Annotated in this window: 13 protein-coding genes and 2 pseudogenes; 5 read left to right on the forward strand and 10 right to left on the reverse strand. The window is 69.1% G+C overall.

The window, feature by feature from the left end:
• Positions 1-91: 91 nt before the first annotated feature.
• On the forward strand, positions 92-2,224 hold the full coding sequence (locus BFN33_RS02740) for a PQQ-binding-like beta-propeller repeat protein (protein ID WP_370743238.1): 2,133 nt from the start codon (positions 92-94) through the stop codon (positions 2,222-2,224).
• An 88-nt stretch (positions 2,225-2,312) separates the two neighbouring features.
• On the opposite strand, the gene BFN33_RS02745 is transcribed toward BFN33_RS02740, so the two are convergent.
• The 4 genes from BFN33_RS02745 to BFN33_RS02760 form a co-directional block, all read right to left on the reverse strand.
• On the reverse strand, positions 2,313-4,370 hold the full coding sequence (locus BFN33_RS02745) for an ATP-binding protein (protein ID WP_079140539.1): 2,058 nt from the start codon (positions 4,368-4,370) through the stop codon (positions 2,313-2,315).
• A gap of 121 nt (positions 4,371-4,491) precedes the next feature.
• On the reverse strand, positions 4,492-4,686 hold the full coding sequence (locus BFN33_RS02750) for a hypothetical protein (RefSeq protein WP_069758202.1): 195 nt from the start codon (positions 4,684-4,686) through the stop codon (positions 4,492-4,494).
• Between the two features lie 247 nt (positions 4,687-4,933).
• Complete coding sequence (locus BFN33_RS02755; protein ID WP_069758203.1) at positions 4,934-6,304, reverse strand: cytochrome P450; 1,371 nt, start codon at positions 6,302-6,304, stop codon at positions 4,934-4,936.
• Between the two features lie 509 nt (positions 6,305-6,813).
• Positions 6,814-8,241: an NAD(P)/FAD-dependent oxidoreductase gene (locus BFN33_RS02760; RefSeq protein ID WP_069758204.1), complete on the reverse strand. Its 1,428-nt coding sequence runs from the start codon at positions 8,239-8,241 to the stop codon at positions 6,814-6,816.
• 864 nt (positions 8,242-9,105) lie between these two features.
• Here BFN33_RS02760 and BFN33_RS53640 point away from each other — a divergent pair.
• Positions 9,106-9,375: pseudogene (locus tag BFN33_RS53640) on the forward strand (Atu4866 domain-containing protein); the annotation flags it as partial.
• A gap of 74 nt (positions 9,376-9,449) precedes the next feature.
• On the opposite strand, the gene BFN33_RS02770 reads toward BFN33_RS53640, so the two are convergent.
• The 3 genes from BFN33_RS02770 to BFN33_RS02780 all read right to left on the reverse strand — a co-directional run bounded on the left by BFN33_RS02770 (position 9,450) and on the right by BFN33_RS02780 (position 11,708).
• Entirely contained in the window at positions 9,450-10,049 is a 600-nt protein-coding gene (locus BFN33_RS02770) for a hypothetical protein (RefSeq protein ID WP_141757937.1), read from the reverse strand.
• A 429-nt stretch (positions 10,050-10,478) separates the two neighbouring features.
• The gene (locus tag BFN33_RS02775; RefSeq protein WP_069758207.1) at positions 10,479-10,694 is read right to left on the reverse strand and encodes a tautomerase family protein; all 216 of its coding nucleotides are present in this window, start codon (positions 10,692-10,694) and stop codon (positions 10,479-10,481) included.
• 231 nt (positions 10,695-10,925) lie between these two features.
• Positions 10,926-11,708 (reverse strand): SDR family oxidoreductase, encoded by a 783-nt coding sequence (locus BFN33_RS02780; RefSeq protein WP_069758208.1) that lies wholly within the window; start codon positions 11,706-11,708, stop codon positions 10,926-10,928.
• 196 nt (positions 11,709-11,904) lie between these two features.
• On the opposite strand from BFN33_RS02780, the pseudogene BFN33_RS49305 reads away from it, so the two are divergent.
• The 3 genes and pseudogenes from BFN33_RS49305 to BFN33_RS02795 all read left to right on the forward strand — a co-directional run bounded on the left by BFN33_RS49305 (position 11,905) and on the right by BFN33_RS02795 (position 14,744).
• Positions 11,905-12,690: pseudogene (locus BFN33_RS49305) on the forward strand (transcriptional regulator).
• 230 nt (positions 12,691-12,920) lie between these two features.
• On the forward strand, positions 12,921-13,793 hold the full coding sequence (locus BFN33_RS02790; RefSeq protein WP_069758210.1) for a helix-turn-helix domain-containing protein: 873 nt from the start codon (positions 12,921-12,923) through the stop codon (positions 13,791-13,793).
• Between the two features lie 141 nt (positions 13,794-13,934).
• Positions 13,935-14,744, forward strand: coding sequence for an SDR family NAD(P)-dependent oxidoreductase (locus BFN33_RS02795; RefSeq protein WP_256122609.1), 810 nt, complete (start codon positions 13,935-13,937; stop codon positions 14,742-14,744).
• A gap of 41 nt (positions 14,745-14,785) precedes the next feature.
• Here the strand turns inward: BFN33_RS02795 and BFN33_RS02800 are convergent, their stop codons facing one another.
• The 3 genes from BFN33_RS02800 to BFN33_RS02810 form a co-directional block, all read right to left on the reverse strand.
• Entirely contained in the window at positions 14,786-16,063 is a 1,278-nt protein-coding gene (locus tag BFN33_RS02800) for a condensation domain-containing protein (RefSeq protein WP_107487965.1), read from the reverse strand.
• 693 nt (positions 16,064-16,756) lie between these two features.
• Positions 16,757-17,521 carry an SDR family oxidoreductase gene (locus tag BFN33_RS02805; protein WP_088245239.1) on the reverse strand — a complete coding sequence of 255 codons (765 nt, stop codon included), beginning with the start codon at positions 17,519-17,521 and terminating at the stop codon, positions 16,757-16,759.
• Between the two features lie 590 nt (positions 17,522-18,111).
• Positions 18,112-20,256 carry an ATP-binding protein gene (locus BFN33_RS02810; RefSeq protein ID WP_107487966.1) on the reverse strand — a complete coding sequence of 715 codons (2,145 nt, stop codon included), beginning with the start codon at positions 20,254-20,256 and terminating at the stop codon, positions 18,112-18,114.
• Positions 20,257-20,462 lie beyond the last annotated feature (206 nt).

Consider the following 20,462-nt stretch of genomic DNA (forward strand, 5'->3'; position numbering starts at 1 on the left):
CACAAGGGCCTTGGCCCAAGCTCAGCCGTCGACCCACGTAAGAAAAAAGGTGTGACCGTCCATGCCATTGCGAGATGGTGACCCTGAATCCGTGGGGGGCTATGTCCTGCTCGACAGGATCGGTGCCGGCGGCATGGGCACCGTGTTCCTGGGACGCTCGGCCGCCGGACGCAGGGTCGCCGTGAAGCTGGTGCACCCACAGCTCTGCGAGGACGAGGAGTTCCGCGTCCGTTTCCGGCAGGAGATCGAGGCGGTCCGCCGGGTCAGCGGGGCGTTCACGGCACCCGTCGTGGACGCCGACCCGGATGCCGAGCGGCCATGGATGGCCACGCTGTACGTGCCGGGCCCGAGCCTGTCGGCCTGCGTGGACCGCGGCGGCCCGCTGCGGGGACCGGAGCTGCGGATCCTGGCACTGGGGCTCATCGAGGCGCTGCGCGAGATCCACCGGGCCGGGGTGGTGCACCGCGATCTGAAGCCGGGGAACGTGCTGATGGCCGAAGACGGCCCACGAGTCATCGACTTCGGCATCTCGCGTGCCGCCGACAACCAGCAGTTGACCGTCACGGGCAACCTGATCGGCACGCCGCCGTTCATGTCACCGGAGCAGCTGCGTTCGCCGCGCGACGTCACCCCGGCGTCGGACGTGTTCTCGCTGGGCTCGTTGCTGGCCTACGCGGCCACCGGAAACGGCCCGTTCGACGCGGACACGCCGTACATGGCCGGCTATCAGGTGATGTACGAGCCGCCGACACTGGACGAGGTTCCGCAACCACTGCGCGGTATCGTCGAGCGCTGTCTGGACAAGGACCCGGCGGCACGCCCCGGACTGGTGGAACTGCACGCCTGGCTCCGCGCGTTGCCGCAGACAGCCGACTCCGGGAACTCCGACCACACCACCGGTTCCGGCGAACACGGCCACCCCGACGACCCTGGCAACGCGGTCGACACAGGCAAAAGGGCAATGCCCGGAGCCTCCACCGAACCCCTCACCGGCCGAGGTCTGCGCGGAGAACGTCGTGGCCGACGGCTCACTCGTCTGCTCACGGCCGTCGGTACAGCGGTCGCCGTCACCGCGTTGAGCCTCGCGGCGGTCAACGCCTTCGGCGGCGACGAAACAGCCGCCGCACGCACTCCTTCGCTCCCCGCCGGCTGGCAGCCGTGGCAGACGACGCTCCGCCTCGGTTCCGTGCCCGACACCGCTATGGATTCCGGCCCGCCGGGGTGCGTTCCCGAGCGCACCGTCCTGTACTGCGGCGGCGAGGGCTTCACCGTCGCCAAGGTCGATGCCGCCACCGGCCGCGTCATCTGGCGGTACGGCGACTCCGTGCAGAACACGATGCCGTACGGCGTGCGGGACGGGGTCGTGTACGTCGCCGAGCAGACCCAGGGTGAATTCCGGACCGCGGCTCTGGACGCCGCCACCGGGAAGCGCAGGTGGGTGCGAGACAGCGACGGCTCGGTCGTCTTCAGCGGCGGGCTGCTGACCTCCACAAACGACATCCAGGGAGTCATCGCGTACGACACGTCGGGGAAGGAACTGTGGCAGTCGCCGAAGGCCGCGTTCTGCGCACCGCTGTCCCTGGCCGGCGTTCCGTACGCCGAGTGCACGATCACCGGCCAGACCACCACCCTGCTGCGCCTCGACCCGGCCAATGGCACGGCACGCAGGCTCGCGGCCCTGCCGATCGGGTCGAAGGGCATCGGGCAGTCCGGAGGCGCACCGGTCTACGCGCAGCCCGCGGCGGCGGCGAACCAGGACGGGGAGATCGAGAGCGAGCGCCGGTACACCACGTTGCTCCGGGTGGACCCGCGTACGGGCGCCGTCCGTCCCGTGCCGCTGTACCGCACCCTGCGCGGCGCGCCGACCCTGCTCGGCGACGACGTCGTGGTCTTTGCCCAGACCAACGGAACCGTCACCGCGGTGTCCGCCGACGACGGCAAGCAGTTGTGGCAGCGGTCGACCAGCATGGAAGGCCTCTCGCAGCCGGTCTTGTCGGCGACGTACGAGCGGATCTACATCTCCAACCGCATCGGCCGCGTGGTGGCCCTGGACCTGAGTACCGGCAAGGAACTCTGGCGCACCTCCGCCGTCGACATCCTCGGGGACGCGTCCCAGGACTGGGCGCCGAGCGTTGTCCTCGTCAGGGACGAGATCGTGGCGATGGCCGGCAACACGCTCTCCTCCGTCGGTCCGAACGGCCCCACGTCACAGGCCACCGACTGACGGCCCCGGCGTGCAGCGGCAGAAAGCTCGTTGAGCGAGGCCACCTCCACGGTGCGGCGGCGGACATCGCTCAGCCGGGCTGCCCGCCTCACTGCTCCGCCGGCAGGTCCCGGCCCACCGGAAGGACCGGTGTTCCGCTCAGTTCGTGACTCCACAGGACGTCCCTGATGTGCTGCACCGCGGCCGTCAGGTGGCGGCGGTAGGTGCTGAAAGACATCCCGAGGCGCCGGGCCGCCGCCTCCTGGGTGGGGGCGGTCTTGCTGTACGTGGTCGTGAGGACCTGATGACGTGTCTCTCCGCCGCGCTGCCCCAGCAGGGTGTCGATGGCGTGGAGCAGTACATCGTGGAGGTTCTGATCGTGCTCTGCGACCAGTCGGCTGCGGTTGAGGGGGTTTGCCGCGAGTTCGCCCGGCCACCACAGTGCACGCAGGGCGTCCCGTACGGCGGCGTCGAACTCCGGCCGGGACAGCACCACGTGGTCCGACCGCTCCTGCGGAGGTGTGACCGCAGGCGTGCCGGCAGCCATGCCCTCCTGCAGAGCTTCGTGCTTCTCCGCCACCCACTCCATTGCGGACCGGGTACGCCAGTCGTGGGCGAACAGGCGGTAGCCGTGGTCGCCGACCACGGGACTGGCATCCGTCGGCAGCATGTCGCCGGGCGCGAGGTGAGCGTTCCAGAACCCGTCGTCCCTCATCACGACGAACAGCCAGGCCAGACGGTCGGCCCGGATGATCTCCGCCGTCACGCGCCACGTGACCAGGTTCAGAGACGCCGAGGGCCGCTGGTATGCCTGTGCGTCCACGATGAACCGTGCGACAGCCATGTGCTCGCCCGCTCGCAGTGGGCTGCCGGCGCGAGCATGGGACCAGGCGGCGGCCACCACCGGATCGACGTCCTCCCCCTCCGGTCCGCTGAGCCGCAGCAACGTCGAAAAGGCAGTGATCTCGTCGGTCCGGTTCGAGCGGTAGACCCTGAACGCTTCGGGCTGCCGGTTCAGCCAGAAGCGGGCGATCGCGGCGGACTCGGCGCCCTCCGTCAGGTGGACCATGTCCACGACGCGGCTCTCGTCGTCAGGCGTACAGGGCATTTCCCGCACCGCGTCCTCAGGGTCCCATACGAGGGTGTCGGCAAGATGACCGAGGGACCGGTCCAGGTACACGAGTGAGTTCATCGCCTGAAGCACCTGTGCGGCGGGCACCTCGCGGACCCGGGCGAGCAGATGGTGGTACATCCGCCGGCGCAGGACGGCGAATCCCTCGGGGTCCCGCCAGCGGAGATCGGCGGCCAACACCTCGCGCACGACATCGTGCGGAAAGAGCCCGGAGGCGGTGGCTTCGATGAACGGCTGGGTGCGCAGCCAGGCGAACAGTTCAGCGGCGTCTTCGCCCATCATCGCCCGCAGCAGGGCCTCGGAGGTGAGATCGGCCTGCGCGCACACCTCCAGCGCCGTGCGGTGCGCCGCACTCGGGGCGTGGCCCACGAGTTGGGGCAGCAACGTCGCGATCACGTCCTGGCCCGGTGACCAGTCGGCAGTGCCCGGGGCCCCGTCCGTGTCCCGCTGCGCGGCGACCGCCACCGCCAGCGACAGGGCCAGCGGATTGCCACTGGTGAACGACAGCAGCGCGTGGTGCGTCCCGGCCGGGACACCCCGTACGCGCAAGAAGGCGGCGGCATCTTCCCGGGCCAGATCCCGCAACCGCATCACCCGAAGCAGGTCCGCCCACCCCGGATCGGCGACCCAGCGGGGATCGGGGGCCGCGCGTCCGGCCACCACCACGACCGTGCCCAGCGGCAACCGCGGCAGGAACTGCTCCCACAGCCAGTGCTCCAGGCCGTGGCAGAGCTCGAAGGTGTCGACCAACAGCACCGTGTTCGGCTCGCCGATCGCTTTCCCGGCCGCGTGCTCGAAGTCCTCCGGCGTCGCGGCAACCGTACGCCCGTCCACCTCGATCACCAGCCGCCCCGCCTCCTGCGCCTCGAGAGCGAACCGCCTCAGCAGCGCGGACTTGCCGATCCCGCCGGGCCCGTGCAGGTACAGAACCGACGGCGCGTGGGAGTCCCCCGCCAGCGCGGACCGGAAGACCGCCCGCTCCGCCACCCGCCCCACGAACGCCTGGTCGCGCGCGGCGACCACCAGGTCACCCAACAAGCCACCGTTCCCCGAATCCACGAGCCCCCCACCAACCGAACCATGCATGGCCGAGCACCTTACGCCGCGCACCCCGGACCAACCGAAGGGATGAGACCGCGCGTCGATATGACTTGGTTCACTCCGCCGCCGGTAACCCGAGTGTCGGTGTAGGGACCGGGCGTGCCTGGAAGTGCCAGGGCTGCCACCGGTGCTCCGGGTCCTCGGGGGCGTGCACATCGAGGCGGCCGGCGAGCGGAGTATGCGCCAGCGGGTTCCAGGCCGGGATGTCACCGGTGAGGCCGGCCATGAGCACGGGAGCCGAGATCGACACGATCCTCGCTGTGTCTCCGCCGCGGGTTCCTGACGTCGGGTCGGATTGTTTCCTGGCCCGCTCGGCCCCAGCGGGTGCGCGAAGTCCGCCGCCGAGAACGCCGCCGGGCTGCGCCGGATGCGGATGCGATATGCGCGACACCGGCAGTCGCAGTGCCCTCGACAACCAGGCCGAGAACTCCCACCCGCCACCAGCAACGCGCTCGACAGGTTGACATCGCCCGTCAAGCCAGGGCAGCGCCTACGTATCAACGGGCCTGAGCGCGGGCCCGAAGCCGCACCCGCGCCGTCCCCGTCGCCTGAAGCGTGACCCCCGCCATCAAGGAAATGTCCCTGTCCACCGCCTCCAGGTCGTAAGCGCGCAGCAACACCGCCAGCGCGAGCACGGACTCGAGCATCGCGAAGTGCTGGCCGATGCAGGCGCGTGGACCGCCACCGAAGGGGAACCAGGCGTAGTGGTGCCGGGCAGCCTCGCGCTCGGGGGTGAAGCGTTCGGGGGCGAAGCGCTCAGGGTCCTCCCACAGGTCCGGGTGGCGGTGGATGACCCACGGCGGGACCAGAACGTCGGCCCCGGCGGGAATGAGGTGCCCGTCGACCTCGGCGGCTTCGACGGACCGGCGGCCGATCAACGGAGCGGCCGGATACAGCCGCATGGCCTCCTTCAGCACCCTCGTCAGATACGGCAGCCGGTCAAGGTCGGCGGCCGAGGGCGTACGCCCGGCCGCCAGGCGGTCGACCTCCTCCTGTGCCCGCGCCTGGACCTCCGGGTGCAGGGACAGCAAGTGCAGCGCGAAGGTCATGGATGTCCCGGTCGTTTCGTGGCCCGCGATCAGGAAGACGAGGAGTTGGTCGCGGAGTTCGGCGGCGTCAAGGCTGCCGTCCTCTGCGCTGCTCGCCCGGGAGAGGAGAGAGAGCAGGTCGTCGGCAGCCGCTGTCGTTCCGGCCGCCCGGCGCTCGGCGATGATCCGGTCACAGACCGCGTACACCGCGCGGGTCGCCTCCTCGGCGCGGCGGTTGGCCGGGAGGGGCCAGGAGCGCGGCGGATTGACGGGGGACAAGCCGCGCCGGAGCACGTACGCATTGATCACGGGAAAGTGGTCGTGCACGACGTCGGCGGCCGCCTCGATGTCCGCGCCGAAGAGGATGCGCGCCACTGTGCGCAGTGCGAACCGGTCCATCTCCCTGTTCACGTCGACGACCGTGTCGCCGGCGGTGCGCCAGCGTCCCACCATGCTGCCGGCCTCCAGTGTCACCGCTGCGGCGTAGCCGTCCACCTGCCGCCTGGTGAACAGCGGTTGGATGAGGCGGCGTTGGCGCAGATAGTCGGCGTCCTGGCTGGTGAGTAGGCCATTGCCGATGGACAGCCGGATCTCCTCGTAAAGCCGGTTGTCCTTGCGGAAGTTGGCCGTCTGTGTGGCCAGGACCTGCTGTGCGCCCTCTGCGGAGAAGACGCAGTGCATCACCGAACGCAGTCCTGGTGGGCCGGCGGAAATACGGACCACGTCGCCGAACTCTCGCCGCGCGCGCAGCAGAGTGTCCAGTGAGTCGCGCCGGAGGTCGAGTGCCGAGCCGAGCAGGGGAAGGCCTTTGGGACCCGGTATCTCAGCGATGGCGGCCATGGGTGACTTGTCTCGCACGGGTGTAGTCCCTCCGCAGGGAAGTTCCTGATCGGGTAGTGAGCTGGTAGCGGTGGTGGTCAGAGGCGGGGCAGCGGCACTGAAGCTCGCGTCCGGCATGGCAGGCCCATCAGGCCGAGCGGGGCGGTCGGCTCCGGTGAGTCCCGGCGGGCGCCGATCAGGTGGGGCGCAGGCACCTTCGACTGTTCGGTGACCGCACATGTGGGCACTGATTGACCTGCCACTGCCGAGGCCGCGGCGGGCCGCCCCCGCCCCGTCGGTGTCCACCCTCCGTCTGGCTGACGCGCCTCGCGTGCCGGCGGCACTGGCTGCCTTGGCCAGGTGGTGTTGCCTGCCTGAGTCCGCTCCTGCACCAGCTCCCTTGGCGCAGCGGCCCGTGCCTGGGTTCCCGGACGCGGGCCGGTGTTGAGGTGCCGACGAGGGCCTTCACCACCCCGCTGCGCGGCGACGTCCTCGAGCGCGCTATGCCTGAGGCCGGGGAGGCATCCGGCTCAGTCGCGCGAGGCGCCGATGGCGGCCAGGACTTCGGCGCGTGAGGGGCCGGGAGCGTGGTAACGCGGCTGATTGGCGCCGAGGGTCATGATTTTTTCGGTCAGGCCCGGGGCCGCCAGTACCTCTTGGGCCGGAAGGTGGAGCATCGCCAGGTCGGCCAACGCGCGGAGCGCGTCCGGGTCGCGGAGCTTGGCCGCGTCAAGGGCTTTGCCGATCACCCAGCTCGGGTCCGCTGTCTCGTACGGTTCGCCGGTGATGTCCCCGTCGATCTCCGCCAGCCGGTGGCGGCTCCAGCTTGTGATGCTCCGGTAGATGGGTGTCAGGCGGGCCTCGGTGAGCTCGTCGAACCGGAGCACCAACTTCTCGGCGTCGGCGGGGCCGACCTCGCGCAGTGTGTCGCGCAGTGCCTGGGCGTGCAGCACCCCCGTGCTGAGGCCCGCTCCGCGCGCCGGATTGCTGGTCGCCCAGGCATCCCCGACCGCGACGAAGCCGGTGACCACCGGCCGACCCTCGACGACGTGGCGGCGGTACTCGCCTTGGGTGCCCGACATGGCTCGCACACCGCCCACCGGCTCACGGGCCGCCCACTCGGCGACATCGGGGAAGAGCGCGACCGCCCGCTGCCAGGTGTCGGTGTCGTGCAGGGCCCGCAACTGCCGGTCCCGGGAGGAGACATAGAGCCCCACGGCCCAGATGTCGTTGTCGCAGGCGAACTTGCCGACCGTCAGCCCTTCGTGATGTTCCAGCACCCAGCCCCGGTACGACGGCCGGTCGTTCGGGGGCACCCGGAAGTAGCGGGAGTAGTAGGCGAATCCGTTCGGCTCTCTCTCCACGACGGGCGCGCGGTCTCCGATGGCGTCCAGCATCTGTGGGACGGCGGAGTTCCGGCCGCTCGCGTCGACCACCAGGTCCGCGTGGAGCACCTGGCCGTTGGCGGTCACCACCCCGCCCACGCGCGGGGTCGCGCTCTGCGTCGCCGAGGCGGTGACCAGCGCGGTGACGTGCACGCCCCGCAAGACGGTGACACCCTCCGTCCGAGACGCGACGCGCGCTACCGCCGCCTCCAACACCGGGCGGCGGGCCGCCACGCTGTCGAAGCGCTCATCGCCGGGGCGGGCCCCGGCAGCCTCCGCCGGCAAGTCCGCGAACTGGATCAGGTTCATCCGGGTGCCGCCGAGGGCCTCCAGTTCGGCGATCACCTCCGGGAGTTCATGCTCCATCTCCGTCCGCCAGCGAGGCATGACCATGTGCAGCATGCGGAACTGCTTCACCCCCCGCCGCTCCCACCCTTCCCACAGCCGGGCGGCGTCGCCGTGCGGCTCGTCGGGGTTCCGCTCCACCACGGTGACGCGGTGGCCGTCGGCGGCGAGCAGCATCGCGGTCGTGAGCCCGGTGGGACCGGCGCCGAGGACCAGCACATGAGTCATGGACGTTCTCCTGAAAGGCGAAACAGATACGACCCAGACTCACGCGGCCGTACTGATGAGAGCCAGGCCGTTCCCTGTCCAACAATTGCTCCATTGCCGGGTGAGACGCCCCCGGCGTGGGTCGGAGCCTCTGACCGCGCGCTTTCGCGAAGGTAGGTGTCCGAGGCTTGGTCACATGCGCGAAGATTTGCCTCTGAGCTGAGGCGATGGGGCTTGCAGAGGCGGCGCAGCAGTTCGTGCTTGCCCGCGCTCGCCATGCCGAGTACGTGGGCGCCCTGGATCTCTTGGCGATCTGCACCGCGAGGTGGCCGACGCCGCCCGCAGCTCGGTGTCAGGCCGTGATGTCGGCCATCGGAGGCCGGCCGCTTGCTCGGTGGTGAGCTGGGCGGGCTTGTGGATGATCTCGCTGATGGAGGTGAGGGCGTACTCGGCGTAGGTGTTGCCTGCCCCCGGGAGGGCGAGCATGCCGAGGACCTCGTCCCGGAGCGAAGGCGGACACACCCCGACGGCATCGACTGTGTCGGCGATGTCCCAACCGATGGTGAACGGCGGCTCGCCGGACATCGGCAAGACCGCCGAACACACATGACTGGCACGCGCGACCTGTTTCGATCACACTCGCCGGTGCCGGCGGGTGGGTGCACGGCACCCAGGAGCAGCGCGGCCTCTCGCTCCACGGGGTTCGCGCGTCATCATCCGTGCATGCGCCAAAACAACAGCACTTCAAGGATCGTTGCACCCCTGCTCAGTGTGGCCGCGGCGGTGGCCTGTCAGCAGGAGCCCGGTGAACAACCTGCCTCCGTCGGCCCGACGACGTCGAGTCGGTCACCCGCCGGCAGCGAGACGAGTAACTCGGGTGAGCTCCACACGTACGTCGGGATGTGGGTCACCGCGGACGATCAGATCCGACAAGAGCTCCTCCCGAACGGCCGCTACGACGAAGCGCGGGGCAACCGTGAAAGCGCCTATACCGGCCGCTACTGGGTCAAGGGGAATCGCATCGAGTATGCGGACGACACAGGCTTCACGGCCAACGGAACGTTCCAGGGCGACGTCCTTCACCACGGCGGATACGTCTTCTATCGCGAGGACAGCCCGGCACACCGCAAGGCCATTGACACCCGCGTGAGGTGAAAGGGCATTCAAAGGCTCAGTGCCCGGCGGAAGCCGCGTGTGAGCCCGCCGCAACGTAGCCGGCTCGTCACAGATCACGGCGTGGGCCTCGAGGCGGCGCGCTGCTGTTCTGTAGCCCAGCCGAAGATGGTGCGCCCCCACTGTTTGGTAATGGTGAACGAGGTGTCACACTCCGCCATACGGTGGGTCAGGCGCGTCATCCGGGCCTGCAGGGCGCGCCGGCTGAGCGGACGCTGCGCATCGCCGAGAAGGAGGCACAGGTCGTGACAGCACCATGGATGCCTCACGGCCTGAATGAGCTCCAGAAGAATCTTCTGAGAGGCGTGCTTCACGTTCCGTGCGAGATTCGGGCACTCATTGTCGTCGTCCGTGGAATGAAGCGGGGAAAGCACTGCCAGCCAGCGGCGCTCCGCGGCGATTCGGCTGGCCAACTCCCTGGGCGACGCACTGCGAGACAGTACGTTGGCGGCGCCGGCCCGCAGTAAGGACACCGAGTCGGTGTCGTCTGGTACCAGTACGACGACCGCGGACAGCCTGCTGAGTACGTGAACGCGCTGCGGCAGGTCAGGGACCAGGCTGGTGCCCGGCACATCCAGAACTGCCAGGGGTTGCGGCCGGCGCAGCAGGGAAAGGTAGGCGCCTGTCGATCCCCATGGATGGGGAAACGTCGGCATGACGCCCTGGCTCCTCATATCGCGCAGCAAGGCCGCTGTTCCGTCTCGCTGCATCGAGAAAACCACGTCGACCGGGGCTGGAATTCCGGAGTTGACCGATGGGGAAGGTTCCGGCGCGTGCAGAGTCTGAGGGATGGGCATTACGGAAACCCGACGTAGTGCAGATAGTGGATGATGGCCAAGAGCATGCCCTGAAGCATTGGGCCGCGCACAGGCAAGACGATGTTCATAAAGTGCTCAACCAGTAACCATGATCCCTCGTTGAGTGCGCTGCGTGATGGCGCGATCACCCTCTTGATATGGATTCCGGAGGAATTGGGAAAATCGGCCAGCTGTCGGCGGGCGCTTCTGGTGCGCCGAGTGCTATGCGGGAATTAGGGGGCGCCGGGCGGGGGAACCTCGCGCTCCCCCCGCCCGTCGGTAGCGGCGTCAGTTCTCGGGCGACTGCGCGAGCATCGCGAGGGTCAGGACGTTGCCGCCGATGCCCCAGCCGCCGTCGGTGACCTCTTCGACCAGGACCATGGTGTTGGCGCGGGCCCGTTCGCCGTAGATCTCGACGTAGAGCTCGGTCGTGCGGGTGACGATCTCTTCCTTCTGCTTCTCGTCGAGGGTTCCTGCGGGGACCTTGAAGTTGGCGAACGGCATGGTGGTTCTCTTTTCTGGATGGGTTACAGGGAGCTGCCTGCGCATGCGCAGTGTCGAGGTATCGGCGGGAGCGGGCATCGGCGTCGGCGTCGGCGTCGGCGGATACCTGGCAGGTGACGCCGAATTCAACGGCGTACGAGTCCGGTCACGCGGATGGTTCCGGCGGTGTCGGAGGCCATGGCCGTCCTTGCAGTGGGTGCGGAACACGTACGGCGTCGGCGCCGAGGTCGGTCAGACGATGCCGCCGTTGGCACGGACGACCTGGCCGTTGACCCAGTGACCGGCCGGTGAGGCGAGGAAGGCGACGACCTCGGCGATATCCGCGGGGGTGCCAAGTCGTTCCAGCGGGGGCTGGGCGGCCAGGCGGGCGATGGTCGCCTCGTCCTTGCCGTCGAGGAACAGGTCGGTGGCAGTTGGACCGGGGGCGACGGCGTTGACGGTGACGTCCCGACCGCGCATCTCCCGGGCGAGGATCATCGTGAGCGCCTCGATGGCACCCTTGCCGGCGCTGTAGGCACCGTAGCCGGGAAGGGCCAGGCCCACTATGGAAGTCGAGAAGGTGATCACGGCCCCGCCGCTGCGAATCCTGCGGGCGGACTGCCGGGCGACGACGAAGCTTCCGCGGATGTTGGTGCGGTGGAGTGCGTCCAGTTCCGCCAGGTCCAGGTCGGCGACCGGGGACAGGTACAGTCGGCCGGCCGCGTGGACGACCACGTCGACCCCACCGAACTCGGACTCGGTGGTGTCGAACAGTGCGGCCACCTCCTGCTCGTCGGCGACATCGGCCTGGACGGCGATGGCCCGGCCCCCGGCGGCGGTGACCTCCTTGACGGCCACCTCGGCCAGATCACGATTGCCGGCGTAACCGACCACGACGGCGAATCCGTCGGCGGCCAGCCGGGTCACCGTCTCGCGGCCGATACCGCGGGAGCCGCCGGTGACGATGGCGACGCGGGGCTCGTCTGCATGGTCGTTGAGCGCGGCACGACTCGCCGCGGTTTCCTGGGAGGACAAGGGGACTCCTGTGAGAGACGCCAGAGGCGGACTGGCACGACGGGTGGATCGGGGCGTGGCGCGTCGGCGTTGGTACCGGCTGCTCCCTGCCTGCTTCTCCAGCGTGGGCCGGTCGTGTCCCACCAGCCAGGGCTGTCTCCACCCAGGGGTCGCCACCCCCTGTCTCAGGACGCCGGTACGCGTCACGATGGGGAGCGTGAACCACTCCGCACTCGTCGCGTTGCTGAGATCCCGGCGCCCCGAATCCGCCTGTCCGACGGCGGCGTGTCCACGGGGCCGCGGCGCCAGGTGCCCGGACTGCGACGTGAGGAGGTGGCCCAGCCGGCGGGCCTGTCCGCCGACTACTACACGGAGTTGGAACTTGGAACCGGGACGAGGCGTCCAGCCCTCGGCCCAGGTGCTGGCCGCTCCGGCCCAATCGCGGATGGTCCCCCGGCGGCACACGGTCCGACCGCGCACGTCCAGCCGGGCCTGCTCGGCCTGCTCGGCCTGCTCGGCCTGCTCGGCCTGCTGGACCAGCTCACCACCACTCCCGCCCAGGTCATCACCGACCTGCACCAAACCCTCGCCCGAAACCCCCTGGCTGCCGCTTGTCGGCCGGCCCCCGGCGGTGCGCGGCCCCGCGGAAAGCTTCATCTACCGCTGGTTCACCGATCCGGACGCCCGTACCCTCTGTCCGGCCGAGGACCGCCCCCACCACTCGTGGGTCTTCGTCGCCGACCTCCAGGCGGTCGCCGCCCGGCGCGGCGACGACACCGAAGTGCACCAGATGGTGGCCGCCCTGCGACCGCGCAGTGAAGCGTTCATCACCCTGTGGGACACCCACGACGTCGCCCCGAGACGAACCGACCGCAAACGCATCGTGCACGCCACGCTGGACGTCATCGAGCTGGACTGCCACAGCCTGTTCAGCGAGGACGGACGCCGGCGCCTGCTGTGGTTCAGCGCCCCACCCGGCACCGAAGGCGCCGCCCAGGGGTAGCCATGGGGCATGTGCGTGATCGCGCCGTTCAGGCCGACGCGCGCACGGGTCTCTCGGCCTGCCGGTGCTCAGGCGATGTCCGGTGCCACCGTCGGGGACAGCCGGCAAGAGCGCAGGGCCGGAAGTCCCGTTCCGCCGGGCGGGCTTGGCGCCCGGCACGGCGACCCTAGGAGTATCACGGCCACCCTGCACAGCTGCGTGGGATGCCGGGCGGGGCTAATGTCGATGGCATGGACGGCGACAACCTTCTGGGACAGTTTCTGCGAGCTCGACGCGGCCTGGTGCAGCCCGAGGAACAGGACGTGCCCGTGATCGGCCGCCGCCGTGTGGCGGGCCTGCGCCGGGAGGAAGTGGCCATGCTGTCCGGGCTGAGCACCGACTACTACGTGCGCCTGGAACAGGGCCGCGAAAGGAACCCTTCGGTGCAGGTGCTCGACGCACTGGCCCGAGCACTGTTGCTGGACGACGACGCGATCGCACATCTGCACCGGCTGGCTCGGCCTGTGCCGGCACCTTCCCGCAAGAAAGCCCGGCGTCAGCGGGTGAGTCCAGTTCTACGGCAGATGATGGACAGTTGGACCGGCACACCTGCCGTGATTCTGGGGCGCTGTATGGACGTGCTGGCCCACAACCCCCTGGGCGGTGCCCTGTTCGCCGGCCACACCTACAGCGGGGACCTGATGCGGCTCGTCTTCCTCGACCCCGACGCCCGGGATTTCTACCCGGACTGGGACCGGGTTGCCGCCAACACGGTCGGCGGCCTGCGCGAGGCGGCGGGAACCGACTACGACGATCCGCGGATGATCGAGCTGGTGGGCGAGTTGTCGCTCAAGAGCGAAGCGTTCCGCACGTTGTGGGCGCGTCACGACATCCGCCAGAAGAGGCACGAGACCAAACGCTTCCGGCACCCGGTCGTCGGTGAACTAACCCTGGAATACGAGTCCTTGACCATCAACAGCGCGCCAGGTCAGCAACTCGTTGTCTACCAGGCCGAGCCCGGCAGCCCCTCCGCCCACGCACTGTCGCTGCTCGGCAGCCTCACCGCGACGGAAACGGCACAGGCATCCGAGGCCGTGCGGCAGAACATCGTCGCAGACGACTGAATGCACTCGGGGCCGCCATGCCTTGAAGTCCGCCGCGCCCGTACGCCGCGCTCGCGGCCGAGGTGTCAACGCCGGGCATCAACGTGGGCCACGCAGATCGACGACTACGCGGTCACCGCAGGCGCCCGCCGCAAGAGCACCTTGGACACCTACGGCACCAGCCCGGCGACCCCGTCGCCATCGTCCCTCGACACCCTCAAGGCCAACCTCACGGCCTGGCGCGACGTCACCCTCAGCGCCGACTCCCCCGACGACCGCACCGCTGTCCGACCGGAACGACCCCACCATGGAGGATCCATGCCCACCCTGGCGATCATCGGAGCAGGACCGAACCTCGGTCTGGCCACTGCCGCCAGATTCGGAGCGGAAGGTTTCGACGTCGGCCTGGTCGCACGCAACCGCGACAGGCTGCAGAACATGCAGGACACACTGGCGAAAGAAGGCATCACTGCCCGCACTGCGGCAACGGACATCACTCGTCCCCAGGCCGCAGCCGCGGCGCTGACGGAACTGGCGGAGCGCCTCGGCCCGATCGACGTCCTGCTGTACAGCCCGCTGCCTTCTTTGGACTGGATCAAGCCTGTCACCCGCACCACCTCCGAGGACGTCCGACTGTCCCTGGGCCTGAGCGTCCTCGGCGCCATCGACTCGGTTCAGGCCGTGCTGCCCGCCATGCGGGAGCGTGGCCGCGGAACCCTTCTGTTCACCACAGGAGGTGCCGCCGTCGCACCCAGCGCCGCGCGTGCCAGTTCCGCCGTCTCCTACGCCGCGGAGGTGGCGTACGCCCGTCTGCTGCACGAAGAGCTCAGCCCCGAAGGCATACGTGTGGCACACACCGCGATCGTCGGCGCACTGGGCCCCGGGCTACAGCATGAGCCGGCGACGGTGGCCGAACTCCTGTGGCGACAGCACGCCGAGGGCCGCGACTTCCAAACCGTCTGCGCGAGTTGAGCCAGTGGCCCACTGGACAGCCGCCCGTAGGTATCGGGGGATCAGCCAGTGCCACCGATGGCTGACAGCAGCCGTTCTCGGGTCAGCTCCAAGAGCTCGGGCACCGGGCTGAAGCTCGTGTGCAGAATGCGCAGTGTGCCGGCGAGTGTGTTCAAGCCGAGGGTCTGCTCTCCCTCGAATCCGAAGAGGACCGAAGGTCCCCACAAGCTTTTGAGGGTCAACGAACCGTAGGACGTCCCGATGGGCAGGGCTCCGAGATTGGTGAGCAGCAGTTCGTGGGGTGCGGCGGCGGCGAGCATACCGGCCATGTCAGCCGGGGCCGGGCGGTTTTGGAAGACGCCAGTCCACAGAGCGAGCGACTGAAGCAACGCGCTCTTGCGGCGGAACGGGGCGAGGGTGTCGGTGAAGGACCGGGCCGCCTCCCACGGGTCGCTCCACTTGCCGACCTGTCCGGTGGTGGCCGGGGCGAGGATGTTGCCCATGCCTTCAGCCGGCGCGGGAAGGAGCCCGCGCAGGCTGAGGGGCGAGTGCACCCGCAGCGGGACGGTCGACCAGTCCGCGTTGAGTTCGGCCGCCGCGCCCAGGGCCGCGGAGGCGACAGCGCCGTGCACCGTGGTGCCTTCTGCCCGGGCGTGTTCGCGCAGTGCGGCTGTCTGGGTCCGGTTCAGAGTGGCGGCATCGATGGAGAGCGCGGCGTCCGGGTCGGGTGTCCGGTAGCTGCCGGGCCTGTCGGACAGGGGGATGTCCATGTCACTCGGCAGAGTCGTGGCTGCGGCGGCGATCTCTCGAGCCAGGAAGTGGTCCACCGGATGTCCAGGATGCCCCTCGGCCGCCCCCTCGATGCTCCCGCCGCTGACGAGGGTCAACAGGTCTCGTGCGAGAAATGCCTGCGACAGCCCATCGACCACTGCATGGTGCGCAACGAGAACCAGCGCGCACCGTTCGGGGCTGTACAGCAGGACGGCCCGTACGGGCGGCATCGCGGCCGCATCGACTCCGTGGCGCATCTCGGTGGCCAGTTCGTGTTGCCACCCGGTCGCCGCCAGGTCGGTCACTCGCAGCGGAATCTGTGCGGCGTGGCCGAACGAGAGCCGGGGGCCGTCGCCGCTGTCGCGGATGCGGGCGCCGAGGAGGGCGTGGCGGTGCTGAAGGGTGTTCAGCGCCGTTCGCCACTCATGCACCTCGGTGGGGCCCGCGACTTCGATGGCGGTGGCCGAGTGGGTGGGGTGGTTCTGGTTCATCAGCCACATGAAGTGCTCAGCCACCCCGAGCGGCCGTTCTGCGGGCATGCTGGTGGCCTGTGCTGGGGCCGTCGTCACGATGGTGCTCCTCGGGCGAACGTGGTCCGCACACGCTCCGGATCCGGTGGGTGCGCGGACGGTGGATACGGCTCCACTCTCAGCCCTCGCCCAGGCCTGGACCAGCCCTTTCCCTGTCCGCTCATTGTTCACTTCGCGCTCAGTCGACCTTCACGCCCGGCCACCCGCTCGTTGTGCTCCGGCTCCCACAGCCGGTCGGCCACGCGTGTGAGTCCACGGCTGAGGTGTCTGCGCTCGAAGTCCTCCGGCGTCGTGGGAACCGTCCGCCCGTCCACCTCGACCACCGGCCGTCCCGCCTGCCACGCCCCGAGAGCGAACCGCCTCAGCAAGGTCCGGTTCGGTTCGGGTGACCTTGTGGTCGCGGCACGGGACCGGGCTCTCGCCGGCCGGGTCGCCGAGCGGGCCCCGTTCCGGTCAGCACCGGACGGAGACCCCGGCTCTTCGCCCGTGCTCTCTCTGTACATGGCCGAGCAGCCTACGTCGCACACGTCGTCCCGTCGAAGGGTTGGAAATGCGCGCCGGTATGCCGTACTTCACGCTGCCGTAGGCCAATGGTCGACGCCGTGTCGCGCATTGCGGAACTCGTCGCCTCGCTCGGCCACTGTGCGGAGGAGGCCATGCTCGCCGACCGGAGTGCTCGTTGTGCACCGACATGCGCACGCCTGCAGGCGCAGACCGCCGACAGCCGCGACGCTACGGGCGCTGCCGCACAGGCCGGATGACCAACTCGTTGACGTCGACGTCGGCGGGCTGGCTGATCGCATAGGAGATCGCACGAGCGATGGCATCGGGCGAGATGGCGGCCGAGCGGTAAGCCTTCATCGTCGCCGCGGCATCTGGTTCGGTGATGGTGTCGGCCAGTTCGGACTCGACGACGCCAGGTGAGACAGTGGTGACCCGGATGAACGGCTCGGCCTCCTGCCGCAGGCCTTCGGTGATCGCCCAGGCCGCATACTTCGTGGCGCAGTACACAGCGGCCGTGGGGACCACGGAGTAGGCGCCGATCGACGCGATGGTGATGAAGTGCCCGCTGTTCTGGCGCTGGAAGTGCGGCATGGCCGCGGCGATGCCGTGCAGCAGGCCCTTGACGTTGACGTCGATCATCCGGTCCCATTCGTCCACCAGCAGTGAGTCGAGGCGCGACAGCGGCATGACGCCGGCGTTGTTGACGATCACGTCGATGTGCCCTTGGGCAGTAACCGTGTCGTCGACGAACCTGGCCACGTCAACCCGGTCGGTGACGTCGAGACGGTGCACGTCGATGCGGCCGCCCTCCGCCCGGACGCTCTCCGCCAGACTGGCCAGCCGATCCTCTCGACGCGCACCGGCAACGACGTGGTGGCCTTCCGCAGCAAGCCGCCTGGCGATGCCTTCGCCGATACCACTCGTGGCACCCGTGACGAGTACGACCTTCCGGTCGCTGCCCTGCCCTGTGGTTTCCGAGGTTGTCCGTGTCACCGTGTCCTCCTTGCTCAGTCAGGGCAGAAGCCCCGTTGGCGGATCGTTCACCTGCGAACTTGCCGTGCTTTCGATGGCAGGAGAAGGCCGGGATCTTCCTAGGAGTGCTGCACACACCACACTTGACCGACGAGGCAGTCGTGCCGTCACTGACCCACCCCGCGTCGGGTCACGGGGTCAGGTCCGTGGCGATCCACTCGGTGACCGAGCCGCGGTGGTGCTTCCGGCCGAGGATGTCGCGGGCTCATGCGGTGCGGACGCGACTGTTGGAGGCCATGGCCCCGCCAGTGAAAGCGGGTCCCCAGAAGGCGCCGGCGGCCTCGATGTCCCAGGGCTCGGGGCCGTCGAGGCCGAGTGCCTCGGCGATCGAAGCGGCCGGCCCTCAAATGATTCCTCCCCGTTTCTCGGCGAAGAGCGTGAGTGACCCCGGCGGCGGGCCGATCTGAACGCGGTGGTGGGAGCGCATCATGTCGGCGCGCACGTCGTCCATGACCAGGCGCTGAGAGCCGTCGGCCTGGACGCCGGGATCACCTCCCTGGTTTCACCAACCCCAAGCACGAGATCAACCATGCATCGTCCGTGATGGGGAGTTACAACGAGCCATTCCGGTCCCGGTCCCGGTCGGCGGGGAGGAACGGTGCGCCGTTCAGTTCATGGCCCCACATGACATCGCTGATGTGTTTCACGGCGGCTGTCAGGTGCCGACGGTAGGTGCTGAAGGACATTCCGAGGCGCCTGGCCGCGGCTTCCTGGGTGGGTGCGGCCTTGCTGTACGTGGTCATGACGACGTGGTGACGTTTCTCTCCGCCACGCTCGTCCTGCAGGGTGTCGATGGCGTGCAGCAGGGCATCGTGCAGGTTCTGGCCGTGCTCGGCGACGCGGCGGGTGCGGCTCAGTGGGTTTCGTGCCAGCTGACTGGGCCACCACAGCGCGCGCAGGGCGTCCCGTACGGCGGCGTCGAATTCTGAGCGGGACAGCACGACATGCTCGGCCCGTTCCTGAGCAGTTCCGCCCGGAGACGTGACGACATTCGCGCCGGTCAGCAGAGCTTCGTGTCTCTCCGCCATCCACGCCATCACGGGTTGGGTACGCCAGTCGTGGGCGAACAGACGGTACTGGTGGTGGCCGACCGCGGGCCTGACATCAAGGGGCAGCATCTCGGAGCGCTCCAGGTAACCGTTCCAGAAGCCGTCGTCCCGCATCACGTTGAACGACCATGCGAGATGGTCGGCCCGGATGATCTCACCCATCGCACGCCACTTGGCCAAAGTGTTGGACGCCGACGGCCGCTGGTACGCCTGCGAGTCCACGTCGAACCGCGCGATGGCTATGTGCTCCCCTGCTCGCAACGGCTTGTCGACGCGTACGTGGGCCCAGGCGGCGGCCACCACCGGATCGGCGTCCTCCCCCTCAGGCCTGTCGAACTGCAGCCATGCGGAGCAGGCAACGATGTCATCGCTCCGAGTCGACCGGTAGACCTTGAACGCTTCGGGCTGCCGATCCAGCCAGAACCGGGCGATCGCGGCCGATTCGGCGCCCTGTGCCTCATGGACCAGCTCCACCACGCGCTCCCGGTCGGCAGGAGTACAGGGCATCTCCCGCACCAGACCGCGGGGTTGGCCCTCGAAGGTGTCGGAGACATGGCCGGCTGCGCCGACATCCCGTCGCAGGTACATCAGGGCCTGCATCGCCTGGAGCATCTGCGCGGCGGGGGCCTCCCGTACCCGGCCGAGCAGATACTGGTGCATCCGCCCACGCTGGGCTGCGAATTCGTCCGGATCACGCCACCGGAGATCAGCCACCAGCACCTCGCGCACCACATCATGCGGAAGGAGTCCCGACGAGGTGGACTCGATGAACGGCTGTGCGCGCAGCCAGGCAAAGAGTTCGGCAGCCCGCTCACCCGTCATCGCCCGCAGCAGGGCCTCGGAAGTCACCTCGGCCTGAGCGCACACCTCCAGCGCCGCGCGATGCTCCGGGCTCGGCGGATCTCCCACGACTTGCGACAACAGCGTCGCGATCACCTCGCCGCCCGGTGACCAGTCGGCCGCCCGCAGTGTCCCCTCCGCGTCCTGCTGAACGGCGACCGCCGCCGCCAGGGACAGGGCCAGCGGATTGCCGCCGGTGAAGGACAGCACCGCGTGGTGCGCTCCAGCCGGGACGCCGCGCACCCGCAGAAACGCCGCGGCGTCACCCGGGGTCAGGTTTCGCAGCGGCACCACATGCAGAAGGTCGCCCCATCCGGGATCTGCGACCCAGCGCGGATCGGGGCCCACGCGTCCGGCGATCACTACGACCCCGCCCAGCGGTAGGCGCGGCAAGAACTGCTCCCACAACCAGTGCTCCAGGCCCTGGCAGTACTCAAAGGCATCGATCAGAAGCACCGCGCCCGGCTCGCCGATGGCTTTTCCCGCAACGTACTCGAAGTCCTGCGGCGTCGCGGTAACCGTACGGCCGTCCACCTCGACCACCAGCCGCCCCGCCTCCCGCGCATCGAGGGCGAACCGCCGCAGCAGAGCCGACTTGCCGATCCCCCCGGGCCCGTGCAGATAGACAACAGACGCACCGGCCGGATCCCCCGCCAGCACGGACCGGAACAGCGCCCGCTCCACCGCCCGCCCGACGAAAGCCCGATCCCGCGCCGCGACCACACGGTCACCCAAGGAGCCGCCGTACCCCATATTCACGAGCGGCGAAAAACGCGAATCCTTGACCAGATACATGACGTCGGTCATTTTTGGTCAACCGAAGGAATGAGACGTGCGTGGGTATGACTTGATTCACGCCTCCGCCGGTGGCGGCGGTCAGCACATAAGGCAGCCACTTAGAAACCCCAAGAAAGGAAGTTGAACGTGCCGGCGGGTGATCACGCAGCACGGCCCGAAGGATCAGCCAGGCAGATCAGTCGCTGATGAAGCCGGGGCGGCGGAGCCCCGCTGCG

This window comes from Streptomyces sp. LUP47B (assembly GCF_001746295.1).
Classification (GTDB): domain Bacteria; phylum Actinomycetota; class Actinomycetes; order Streptomycetales; family Streptomycetaceae; genus Streptomyces.